The sequence below is a fragment of the Methanococcoides alaskense genome (genome assembly GCF_027594145.1).
Classification (GTDB): Archaea; Halobacteriota; Methanosarcinia; order Methanosarcinales; family Methanosarcinaceae; genus Methanococcoides; species Methanococcoides alaskense.
On record NZ_JAQFFK010000001.1, the window covers coordinates 557,624 to 570,737 of the forward strand.

General features: G+C 41.2%; 8 protein-coding genes. 7 read left to right on the plus strand and 1 reads right to left on the minus strand.

The window, feature by feature from the left end; translation table 11 throughout:
* Positions 1-38: 38 nt before the first annotated feature.
* Positions 39-3,179, plus strand: coding sequence for a tetratricopeptide repeat protein (locus tag PBV53_RS02640; RefSeq protein ID WP_270095621.1), 3,141 nt, complete (start codon positions 39-41; stop codon positions 3,177-3,179).
* Between the two features lie 137 nt (positions 3,180-3,316).
* Here PBV53_RS02640 and PBV53_RS02645 read toward each other — a convergent pair whose 3' ends face one another.
* The gene (locus tag PBV53_RS02645) at positions 3,317-4,579 is read right to left on the minus strand and encodes a diaminopimelate decarboxylase (protein ID WP_270095622.1); all 1,263 of its coding nucleotides are present in this window, start codon (positions 4,577-4,579) and stop codon (positions 3,317-3,319) included.
* A gap of 160 nt (positions 4,580-4,739) precedes the next feature.
* Between PBV53_RS02645 and PBV53_RS02650 the strand changes: the two genes are divergently transcribed.
* The 6 genes from PBV53_RS02650 (at position 4,740) to PBV53_RS02675 (ending at position 12,727) form a co-directional block, all read left to right on the plus strand.
* Positions 4,740-5,477, plus strand: a complete 738-nt coding sequence (locus PBV53_RS02650; RefSeq protein WP_270095623.1) for an NAD-dependent protein deacylase — start codon at positions 4,740-4,742, stop codon at positions 5,475-5,477.
* A gap of 53 nt (positions 5,478-5,530) precedes the next feature.
* The gene (locus tag PBV53_RS02655) at positions 5,531-6,943 is read left to right on the plus strand and encodes a TIGR00297 family protein (protein WP_270095624.1); all 1,413 of its coding nucleotides are present in this window, start codon (positions 5,531-5,533) and stop codon (positions 6,941-6,943) included.
* Between the two features lie 95 nt (positions 6,944-7,038).
* Positions 7,039-7,434: a Mov34/MPN/PAD-1 family protein gene (locus PBV53_RS02660; protein WP_270095625.1), complete on the plus strand. Its 396-nt coding sequence runs from the start codon at positions 7,039-7,041 to the stop codon at positions 7,432-7,434.
* A 473-nt stretch (positions 7,435-7,907) separates the two neighbouring features.
* Positions 7,908-10,127: a hypothetical protein gene (locus tag PBV53_RS02665; RefSeq protein ID WP_270095626.1), complete on the plus strand. Its 2,220-nt coding sequence runs from the start codon at positions 7,908-7,910 to the stop codon at positions 10,125-10,127.
* A gap of 63 nt (positions 10,128-10,190) precedes the next feature.
* The gene (locus PBV53_RS02670) at positions 10,191-11,936 is read left to right on the plus strand and encodes a hypothetical protein (protein WP_270095627.1); all 1,746 of its coding nucleotides are present in this window, start codon (positions 10,191-10,193) and stop codon (positions 11,934-11,936) included.
* 80 nt (positions 11,937-12,016) lie between these two features.
* Positions 12,017-12,727 (plus strand): hypothetical protein, encoded by a 711-nt coding sequence (locus PBV53_RS02675; protein WP_270095628.1) that lies wholly within the window; start codon positions 12,017-12,019, stop codon positions 12,725-12,727.
* Positions 12,728-13,114: the final 387 nt, after the last annotated feature.

The window sequence follows — 13,114 nt, forward strand, 5'->3', positions numbered from 1 at the left end:
ATACCTATGATTTATTTTTATCTTAGGGTGGTACACTAATGAATAGATCGGCATTTAGTCTGGTTATAATTACTTTTATAATATTAACAACAAGTATTCCTGCTCAATGTATGGGGTATGATGCCAGATCCTTCAATGATGAAGGAGTAGCTCTGACATTGAATGGAACCTATGATAGGGCCATTGCGAAATACGATCTTGCACTTGTATCCAATCCCGATTCCCTGGTTGCACTTGAAAATAAGGCAGCAGCCCAATTTCTTTTAGGAGACTATGATGGGGCTATCATCACTTACGATCATATTCTAAAGTTACAACCCGAATCTCCACTGATTCTTACTAAAAAAGGCATAGCACTGGAAAAAAAAGGAGATTATGGAGCTGCTATTGAAACATATGATAGAGCTCTTATGTATCTTACTAAATATATTTCAAATATTCCTCTGAATGAAACAAGCGAATTGAACGGATCAACTTCCACAACTTCCATTATAGAAGAGCTTGGAGTTGACGAATCAATGATACTGTATCATAAAGCCAAGTCTCTTGAAGGACTTGGAAGGAATGAGGAAGCAATTCAACTTTATGAACAATTCATTGAGATACAGCTTGAGCATTCAACAACCCTTTATGAAAAAGGTCTTAATTTCGCAGAAGATTTTAAGTCGGAACAAGCTATTGCACTTTATGATGAAGCACTACAGGCCGATCCTGATAATACGACCATCTGGTACTCAAGAGGGCAGGCATATGATAGTCTTGGTCTTTATGAAGAAGCTATTGTATCCTATGACAAAGTGATAGAGTTCGGTCCCAACGATGTGAACGCATGGTGGAACAAGGCGCTTGACTATGACAAGCTCGATAAAAAGGAAGATGCTATTGTCTCTTATGAGGAAGTACTCGTTCTTGACCTTTACAACGCAGAAGCATGGTTCAACCTTGGGGTTGCACTTGAATCTACTGGCAATTATTTCGAAGCAGTAAACAGTTTTGAACAGGTTCTATTGCTCGATCCTGACAATCTTGATGCATGGCACAAAAAAGGACTTGTTCTCAATAAAATTGGAAAATTCGATGAAGCACTGGTCAGTTATGATAGTGCATTGAAGATCAATCCGGACAACATCGCTAAAATATATGCATCCAATCCAGCAATAGCAAGCTTGAACACCAGTCAGCTTGCTGGATCATTTGTGGCGCCCCCTTCATTTAATAGTGATTCTGCAAAGATATGGTACGACAAAGGTACTCTTTATCTTGAACTAGAAGACTATGATGAAGCGGTCCTTAGTTTTGAAAAAGTTCTTGAAAATGATCCAAAGCATGCGATCGTATGGTATAAAAAAGCTATTACACTCGACAAACTAGAAAATTATAATGGTGCTATCATATGTTACACTGAAGCATTGAAAAGAGATTCATCCTGTGCAAATGTGTGGTATCAGAAAGGATATGACCTTGATACTACTGGAAGGTATTCAGAAGCTGTTTCCTGTTACAAAGAAGCTGTAGAACTCGACCCACAGTTCACTCTTGCATGGTATGCACTTGGTCTTGATCTTGCCCATATGGATGAACATAGCGAAGCAATTGCTGCATATGATCAGGTTATTGGACAGAACCCTACTTTTGCTGATGCCTACTATCGAAAGGGAAGGGCCCTTGATAAGCTCGGTTCGTATCAAGATGCGATCGGAAGCTACAGTACTGCTATTTCATTAGATGCTTCCAACTCTGCTGCAAGTTTCCAGATGGAGGCTGATCTCAGTCGAGTTGAAAGATCAAACCATTTATCTACTATTCCAAAACAGGATATAAGTCCTATTATAGACATTTTTGAGATGATGAAGAGTATCTCAGGTATTAGTGATTACGATAAAGCCATAATGGAACAGAATGAGGTCGATCTTATTGGTGTCGTTCCCGATGGACACGATGCATGGGTTGCCAAAGGCGGTTCTTTATTTTCGACAGGAAGTTATATTGATGCTCTTTCATCATATAATAAAGCGATATTGATCAAGCCGAACTCCAGTACCACTTTGTATATGAGAGGGCAAACATATGAAATGCTTGGGGATACGTCCAGAGCAATAGACGATTACGAAAAAGCCGTTGATATTGACAGTAGCTATAAAGTTGCATGGTTAGCTCTCGCACAGAACGTCTACAAGTCAAGTAATTATTATTATGCGATCCAGGCGTATGACAGCCTTTTGAAGATCGATCCGGAAAACAAGACTGCATTGCTCCAGAAAGGTCAAGCTTATGATAAGATCGGTCTTTATGCAAGTTCACTGGCCTCTTACAACAAACTTCTAACGATTGATAAAGGTAACACCGAAGCATGGTATTTGAGAGGAGTTGCTTCCTATAATCTTGGAAATTTCGAGGAGGCTGTTTATTCCTATGATAAGTTCCTTTTATCAGATCCACAGAACATTGAAGTGCTACTTGAACAGTCTCTTGCACTAGAGGGTCTTGGAAGCTTTGAAAATGCGATCGCCAACTATGATGACGTATTGATGTTGCAAGTAAACGATTCATCGGTGCTTATGAAGAAAGGCAATGTTTACGAAAAGCTTGGGCTTTACAAGGATGCGAATGAGTGCTACGATATCGTTCTGGCAAATGAACCGGTGAACAGTCTCGCATTGAGCAGGAAAGGTTTTAACCTATACATGCTCGGAGATTATATTGGTGCAATAGACCACTACGATAAAGTAATTGCCATAAATCCATACGATGCTGCTGCATGGTACAATAAGGGTAATTTGGCTTATCTGACAAGTAGCTCCACAGGTTCAACACAGTTCTACCTCAAAGCTGTCGAATTGCAGCCAAATAGTATCACTGCGTGGTATAACCTCGGATATATCTCTAATATAGACGGGGATGTGGAAACGGCTATCACATACTATGAAAAGGCACTGGCTATCGATCCGAATGCTGCTTCTGCACTATATAACAAAAGGTTTGCACAATATAGGGTGGGAGAATCGGTTTCTGCAGAAACTGAACGCAAGAAGCTGGAAGCACTTGATCCTGACTTCATAGCAGCGCTTGAAGACAGGGGAACAAGGTTCTTTACACCGGATGAATATGATCCAGCGATCGTGTATGAACTTCCAAGCAGGTGGTATGATGATAAAGACCTGTGGAAACAAATTCAGTAAAGGAATGAGATCCAAAGGTCCATTCCTTTTTTTTAAAGTAAAGAATACTTTTTCTGATAACTAAAATAAAAGAGAACAAAAAAGAAAAGGCATATTCTGAAAACTCAATTTCAGGATATGCATAAATACATCTAAGTTCAGTTGAAATCCTCAAGACCATCAAGGTCAAGGGTTGCAAAGTGATCTTCAATTGTTTCTGCTCTTCTGATCTGGACAACGCTGCTGTCTTCTCTTAACAGTAATTCAGCAGAGCGGAGCTTGCCATTGTAGTTGAATCCCATTGCATGTCCGTGGGCTCCGGAATCGTGGATCACAAGAAGGTCTCCCCGCTCTATTTCAGGGAGCATTCTGTCAATTGCGAACTTATCGTTGTTCTCACAAAGAGAACCTGTAACATCATAGAGATGGTCTTCCGGTTCGTTCTCTTTTCCAAGAACGGTTATGTGATGGTAAGCACCGTAAAGTCCTGGTCTCATGAGATTTGCCATGCATGCATCGGTACCGACATAATCCTTGTAGATATGCTTAAGGTGCCTTACTTCAGTGACAAGGTAGCCATAAGGACCTGTGATCGTCCTGCCGCACTCAAGGTATATCTTCAACGGATCAAGACCGTTCGCCTTGATGCTCTTCTCATATTCGTCACGTACACCTTCTGCAATGACGTCATAAGGGACAGCTTCCTGGTCCGGCCTGTAAGGAATTCCTATTCCACCACCAAGATTGACGAAATCGAAACGAATATCAAGCTCTTTTGAGATCTCAACTATGACTTCAAAGAGCAGTTTTGCCGTTTCAACAAAATATGATGGTTCGAGTTCGTTCGATGCCACCATTGTATGAAGACCAAAGCGCTTGACGCCTTTTTCTTTCAGAATTCTGTATCCCTCAAAGAGCTGCTCTTTTGTAAATCCATACTTTGCTTCTTCTGGATTTCCAATGATGGCATTACCTTCCTTCAGTGGACCGGGATTGAACCTGAAACAAACAAGCTCAGGAAGCCCTGCTTCCTTTTCAAGGAACTCAATATGACTGATATCATCAAGATTAATGATCGCACCAAGTTTTTTGGCCTTGACAAATTCCTCTGCAGGAGTATCGTTAGAACTGAACATTATACCCTCGCCAACAATACCTGTCTTCTCTGCAAGCAGAAGCTCAGGAAGTGAACTGCAATCAGCACCAAAGCCTTCTTTTTTCAATACCTTGAGTATATAGGGGTTTGGGAGTGCCTTAACAGCAAAGAACTCCTGGAAGCCTTCTACTATACTAAAAGCATCTTTGAGTTTTCTTGCATTGGCTATGATCGCCTTTTCATCATAGATATGGAATGGGGTTGGAAACTGCTCCTTTATTTCCAGTATCTGTTCTTTTGTAAATGGAAGTGTCTTTGATACCATGTCCTTTAAGTCTCCTTTATTGTTTCTGAAGCACTCTACTAACTTTAAAGTTAATACTATTTTCGATAAGGAAAATTGTTTCCGGTCAAGAGAGAAAGTAATAGGACAACATATGCAGGTGGTATAATGATTTTTATATGATGAAAGTTGGAATCTATCTATGAAAGAGTTATTCAGCCTTCTGGAAAACTCCAGCTATTGTGTTGTCCTTACAGGTGCAGGAGTATCAACATTTTCAGGTATACCGGACTTTCGGGGAAGTTCCGGAATATATAATGAATTTGATGCTGACCTCATTTTTTCGATCGAGCACTTCAAGAAAGAACCATCATATTTTTACGGACATTCAAAGGATCTCATCTATAATCTTGAACACAGACAACCAAGTATCGTACATAGGGTGCTCTCTGAACTTGAAGAGCGAGAGATAATAAAAACTATAATAACCCAAAATATTGACATGTTGCACCAGAAGGCTGGTTCAAAGAACGTCATTGAAGTCCATGGTTCTCCACAAGAGTATTCCTGTCTTGTCTGCGGAAAGAAATATACTTACGAATATATTGCAGTCCTGCTTAGAACAGAGGATGTCCCGACCTGTAATGAATGTGGAGGACTGATAAAGCCTGACATTATTTTCTATGGGGAAATGCTAAAGCAGGATGTAATTGAAAAAGCAATCGAAGAAAGTTCAAAGGCTGATATTCTATTGGTTCTCGGATCGACCCTTGTGGTTCAACCTGCTACCAGTTTGCCACTTTATACAATCGAAAATGGGGGAAACCTTGTTATTGTGAACAATATGGAAACACCCCTTGATGGATATGCAATAGAGTTATACAAAGACCTTGGGGATGTGTTCATTTCTATTGCAGAACATTTCGATATTGACCTTTGATAAAATTTTAATCAATAAACTATAATAATATACCTGCAATAGAGAACTCCAAGATGAATTTGATACCGGATTTTATTAAACGGAACGATCCATGTGCACACGATCAGCTGGTACTATCGATGATCTTCATGTTCACGTTCCTTGCATTCCCTTTTATTGAGGTTAATGTTCTGATAATCATATTTCTGGTCATTCTTATAGCTTTCAGGTATCTTGAGATCAAACCTCATCTATTGAAAAGTCTTGATACGATGTTAAGGACGAGATCAACACAGGCATTTGTCGCTTCGATCCTAATACTGTTCCTGGTAAGTTTCGTACTTGATTCCTTTGCCTGCAACTATCCGATATTCGTTATAGGACAGGTCGTTGCTATTTCAACTATAGGATTAGGTTCTGCAACGTTGGTTCGCTGCCATAAGGAATCAACATACATGTCCTCTATGAAGGGGGAATCTCCAGAAAGGGATCTCAAAAATGATGAGAAGATGATCAATTTCATACCCTCAAGCATTACGATGCTTATAGTCGGAATAATCTTTGCATCACTGGCTGGTTTTTGGATAGTCTACTGGCAGGGTGCAAATGTATCCTATAATATGATATTTTTCGTAGCAGTGATAGGTTCAATAACTGCCGGATTGTTCGAATCGATACCTTCAAAGATAGATAAGAACATATCTATTCCACTTGGCTCAGGCATGGCAATGTGGTTGTTCTTCTCATTTGGATATTCGATCCCAACGAACCAAATACTGTTCGCACTCCTCTTTTCAATGTTCCTCGGTTATCTTGCATATTATGCAAAGATAGCTGACATCTCTGCTTCCCTTAGTGCAACCCTCATTGGCGTACTGATAATCGCATTTAGTAACATCTACTGGTTCATACTTCTTCTTACATTTTTCATTCTTGGCGGTATGTTCACCAAATATAAATACAAGCTCAAGGAATCAATGGGCATCGCAGAAGGAAAGGGCGGGGTTCGAACATACGAAAATGTGTTCAGTAATAGTACAGCCGCTCTCATACTTGCTATTGCATATGGTATCTATCCTCAGTACGGTGAACTGATCATATTTGCATATCTTGGCACAGTAGCAACCGCTGCTGGTGATACTCTTGCAAGTGAGATCGGTACGACGGCACAACAGCAGCCAAGGATGATAACAACTCTGAAACCCGTAAAAACTGGGGTCGATGGCGGGGTGACATTACTTGGTGAGCTCTCATCGATCGGCGGGTCCGCAATAATCGCAATTTTCGCTATCATTTTCGGAATGGTTGACAGTTTTTATGCAGCCTTGATCATAACGGTAGCTGGAGGATTTTTGGGCACTAACATCGACAGTTTGCTTGGAGCAACACTGCAGAGTAGGGGTTTGTTGACCAATAGTGGTGTAAATTTCGTTGCTACTTTTGCAGGTGCAATTATTTCTGCAGGACTGTATGTGCTGTTTTTCTAAAAATATCGATTTTACAATGAACTTGTATTCTAAGTGGATCATATTTTTACAATGATTCAGCAAAGTTCAAATATGTTCTAAAACAATTTCTAACTATGAAAATAAAAGGTATTGCAATGGATACTCTGGATTTCATTCTAAAAGTAAGCGAATCATCCTCGCCGAATGAATTTGCTGGTTTGTTGCAGGCAAAAGACGGAGTGATCACAGAGATCCTCATACTGCCCGGAACAGAGTCCAGCGAGATCAATGCTGTCATAAAGCTCTTTATGATGCCCAATGTTACATCTGTCGGTTCGGTTCACAGCCATCCAGGACCGAATATAAGACCATCGGATGCAGACCTGAGGCTATTTGGCAAAACGGGCAACTGTCATATTATTGTTGGTTATCCATACGATGAAAATAGCTGGCAGTGCTACAATGCAGATGGTGAACCTGTAGAACTTCCAGTACTGGATGTTAAACTGGATGAAGAAGGTATTCTTTGATCATTATTTCCAAATTATACAATTGAATTGATCTTAGTAGTTAATTAGTATTCAACTTCTTTTTTTGATCTCATCAATCTGCAACATTCAACTGTTATACATCGTTTTTAGCTTTCATTTTCTCTAGCAAAAGAAGATGTTGCTCTGCATTCGTTCAATTTGAATTGGACATATCATTAAAAAAAAGCTTTGACACTTACCATAGGTACTTACCACTGATACTTACTTTCAATCCGAATCCTGTGTTCTTGGAAGTTTATATGCTCTGCTGGACAACTTAGTATTGTAGTGGTACGGGTATGGTGCAGTTTGGCTATCGTAATTTGGTACGTTGCGAGAGTGTTTACTGTATTTGATTTTCCTCTCTTAGTGGAGGCTTAAAACTTTCACCAAGACATATAAAATGTCTAGGTAAACTGCATCCATTTTGACCGCTCTGAATGAAACGAAATCTCAAGTTGGAGGTAAAAGGAATGCAAATTAAAACAATTCTTATTGTTGCAATGTTATGCCTTGCTATGTCTGGTATAGCAGTTACAGCATGTGAAGAAGAAGATGACTGTTGCTGGGCAAAGCCATGTGGCACCCTAGTTGAACAATGTGACAAAGAAACTACTTTTGTACTTTATGACTCAGAAGCCCGGATTGTAAAGACACTCCACGGCTATGTATATGTTGACATGGAATACGACACAAATGGTCAGGGTCAGGAGATCATTACAGCTAATGATGTCCGTCTTTCCAACTGGCATACTAATTACGAGCCTAACACCAAGGTTATGCCAAACGACATGGACAACCTCGATGTTATTGAGACTGTATACGATGCTCCAATATCATACGTCGATGTCAATGACAACGGTATGTATGATCTTTATGATGGTGTAGTCTATGATCTTGATGATGATGGTCTTGTTTCTGTCGGTGACATACTCCAGACAGATATCGCAGCAGTAGATGTCTATTCCCTTGAAGAGTTCGATGCCGGTGAATTTGTAGAGGCACAGGGAACATATGGAAATGCATGGGACAGAGTAAATGCTGCTCACCCAGCTAAGGGAATGGAGCTTTTCTCAATCGGTAACGGTGTAGCATCTGAACTCATGAAATGGGTAGACGCAGATGACAGCAACGACTGGAGCCTTGATGACAAACTCTACCTCATCCAGCCTCACTGTGTTGTAGAGGCAGCAGCAACAGCGGAAGTAACAACAGTAAAAGTAAGGGGAGCAGAAGGATTTGATGAAGTAGTCACTATTGGTGACACCAGAGTCTACATACCTGAAGGCGATGAATGTATCCCTGAATGTGGTACAAAGGTCGTACAGGGTGACCACGATGCAACCTACCTGTTAATGCAGAACCTCGACGCAAAGCTTGCATACTACACCTTTGGTGGCGAAACTGAATGGTATGTTGATATGGATGCAGACAATTTTGTGTCCTTCGGCGATATCAGACTCACAGAGGTCTCCACACACTATGGACCAAACACCAAGGTAAAGGTATGTGATGAATTCGATCTTGGACATGATCTTACATGGTCAGACCAGACTCTTGTCAGGTATGTTGAGACAGACGGTCTCGAGGGATACACTCTCGGCGATGCAGTCTATATTGACACTGACGACAATGATGTTGTAGATGCAGGTGATATCAGGCTGGTTGAAGTTGAATCTTTCCTTCCAGGATTCCCTAACGCATTCGTATACGATGCATGGGCAGTTGTAGAATCCAACGATGCTGATGTTGGAGATGAACTCAAAGGCATTGGTATAGGCGATACATACAACCCACTGAATTTCTACCTCGGATACATTGACTCTGACTGCACTGGAACCTGGACCTGTCCAGATAAACTATACATCCAGCAGATCACTGACGAGATAATGGATCTTGGTGTAACAGTAGGTGACCTCAGACTCTATGTACCTGTAAATGATCCAAACAGTCCATTCTTTGGAATGGAAGACTGGCCAGAATGTGGTACCAAAGTAACATGTGCTGACATTGATGTTGAGTATGCAGTTACTCCTGTATTCAGCAACTATGATCTCATAATGTTCGTTGACAGGAACAATGACGGTGAATTCACCGAAGGCGTTGACCACGTGTACATTGATATGGATGAATCCGGCGATGTAACTCTCTATGATGTCAGACTTACTGATGTTAGCATCAAGGAAGCATTCTATCCAAACAACACTAAAGTCATGACACAGCACGATCTTGACCTCGGTGACACTTTGATGCCTTCAGACCTCTACGTTACAGTGTCTGATCTTGACCTCTTGGCTGTTGTGCCATACGTAGATATTGACGGCAATGACCCATGTGTTGACTTGCCATGCGAAAGCACACCATTCACAGTCAGTATGTTTGATAACGACTGCAGTGGTGACTGGACCTGTGTTGACGCTCTTTACCTGAGCATCAATGATCAGTTCTGTGAAGATGACTTCGCTGTGACCCACCAGGATATCAGACTCTTCATTCCACCAGAACTTATCTGCGAGAATGGTGAAGAACCTGATGATGAATGTGACTACCATGCATATGATGCAAACGAAGATGGTATAATCACCATTGGAGAGGTAAACACCACAATCGATGCATACCGCACAGCACAAACAGACATTGGAACAGTAAATGAAATAATTGATCTATACCGCATGGGTGGATCATATTGTTAAATAAACTGTAAATTGAGTGTAGAGAGAGGAAATCTCTCTCATTCGATTTATGGGGGGTTCAATATGAAAATAGCAAAGACTATCAAATTGTTTGGGATCCTAAGTTTAGTGTGTCTGGTTACACTTTCGATGATCTCCGCAGCAGCAGCAAATCCTACTGTCTGCAGAGAACTTCCAATAAGTGCCAACCCTGGTGACACAATAACTGTGGAGCTGAACATGGAATTAGATGGCGCTGATAAGACCGTCATCGAGGACAATGTACCTGCAGGATGGGTAGTAAGCAATCCATCTGATGGTGGATTTATTGTTGGCACTGATACAGTAACTTGGGCAAACACAGGTGCAGCACCAGGTGACAACCAGCTAACCTATGATGTCACAATCCCTGGAGATGCAGCAGGAACATACGCCTTTGATGGAGTGTTCGATCTGGCAGTAGCAGCTCCTGGCCTCCAGGCAATTACCTGTGAAACACAGATGGATGTCGTCGAAGAACCAGTGCCAGGACCAGGACCAGGACCAGGACCAGCTGACGACCTAAATGTCTGCAGAGACCTTCCAACAAGTGCCAACCCAGGTGACACAATAACTGTGATTCTGGACCTTACATTAGTTGGTGCAGATAAGACTGTCATCGAGGACAATGTACCTGCAGGATGGGTAGTAAGCAATCCATCTGATGGTGGGGCGGTCGAGGATACAAATACAGTAAACTGGATTTTCATCAACTCAGCACCAAGTGACAACCAGTTAACCTACGATGTCACAATCCCTGGAGATGCAGCAGGAACATACAACTTTGATGGAGAGTTCGATCTGGCAGTAGCAGCTCCTGGCCTCCAGACAATTGACTGTGACACTCAGATGAATGTCGAAGAAGCAGGACCAGGGCCAGTTGACGATCTAAATGTCTGCAGAGACCTTCCAACAAGTGCCAACCCAGGTGACACAATAACTGTGCTTCTGGACCTTACATTAGTTGGTGCAGATAAGACCGTCATCGAGGACAATGTACCTGCAGGATGGTTAGTAAGCAATCCATCTGATGGTGGGTCGATCGAGGACACAAATACAGTAAACTGGATTTTCATCAACTCAGCACCAGGTGTCACACAGTTAACCTATGATGTCACAATCCCTGGAGATGCAGCAGTAGGACCATACACCTTTGGTGGAGAGTTCGATCTGGCAGTAGCAGCTCCTGGACTCCAGACAATTACCTGTGACACTCAGATGAATGTAGTGGAAGTACCTGAAGAACCAGAATGTCCAGTAGCAGACTATGATCCTATTGTGATCGAGCCTTGCTGGAACTTCATGTCAGTGCCATTCGCACTGAACAACAGCAGTGTTGAATTTGTCCTTGCGGACATCAACTACAATAATCTGTTGTACTGGAACACTTCAGGCGCTATCTGGGAAATACCTACCGAATTCGAACCACTGAAAGCATACTGGATCGAGAGCAATGAGAGCGTTGATCAGCTGATCTCAAGCGAGATTCTTGAACCACTTACACCAGCTGTGCCACCTACCATGACAGTGTATCCTGGATGGAATGCTATCGGTTACACCGATTCCATGGCTATCCTGCCAGCTGAACTGATGCTCGGTTCGATAGACGAATCATACATGGTTGTCATAGGTCCTTATGACTCAGCAAACGGTATGTATGAACAGATCGGACACAATGGTGAAACTGGAGTGATCTCTGGTATCCATGTAGGAACAGACATCTTCGATATGGGCCCATATGAGGGATTCTGGGTATATGTAACTCAGGAAGACACCATTGCAGGGTTCTAATGGAGGTGTGATACAGAAAGTCGAAAAATACAGGTGAGTTTTTAACTCGCCTAATTTATTTTTTATTAAAGGGTGATTCTATGATCCAGAAAAAGAGCTTTACAAAATACACAATAATCTTACAGATATTCTTATTATTATTTGCAATGGCAACGATCCCTGTAAGTGCTGCTTCTGAAGCTATTCCATCATTTCCGTTAAGTGTGGGAGGAGAAGTTACAATTGATGGAGAATTAGCACCTGTGGGAACTGAAATTACAGTCAAACTTGGGGAAAAGACAGTTGGTACAACCACCGTAGGATCTGAAGGAATATATGGCGATTTACCTACTAACAGGTTGTTAGTAACCAGTGAACCCGATGATTATGAGAATCTTGAGTTCTATGTGAATGGTGTCGAAACAGACCTTGTTGACCTCACAAATGCAGTTCCGGGAGCCACAGTAACTACAATTCTTACATCATCAGCCCCTGCTGTAAGTGAAAAACCAGCTGATAAAACAGTTGCCGAATCCTCAAGTGGATCCTCAAGTTTTAGTTCATCTCCATCATCAAGTTCATCATCAAGTTCATCATCATCATCATTGGATGATGCAGAAGTCCAGGATAATTCAGATGAGGAAAATACATTTGAGAGCATTGCTTTAGCAGGAGATGGGGCTGAAATTGAAACTACAAACGAGAATGTACCATCATCAGAAGCAGAGTCCTCTGCGCTTGTTACTGGGATATTCGGTTTGATACTGGTTTCATTGGTAGGCGCAATTATCATTGTTAAGCGCAAAAAGTAAATAAAAAATTTCATTTGAAAAAGAAAAGTAAAACAAATAAAGCTCCATAAAAGAAGGAAGATGATAGCGATTTTCTAAATCATGCTACATCTTCCAAAAACCCGACAGATAAGATCTATGGAAATCCAACATACGGATCTTTACCTTCCCATTTATAGCCTTTCAGGTGATTTTACATTTATTTCTTGTATTATCAGACACATATAGTAGTGACGTAACCAATTGTTGTTTTGCTTTTTTTTGCAGTAGGGTAGATAGTTCAAATCATCTATTTTTGTTAATGATGTAAAGTGAAATGTATGAATAGAATGAGTTTGTTGACTTTTTCATGTATCGTACATAATTTGAATTGGAAACATTTGTTTTATCATGTAAAGATTATTTGTG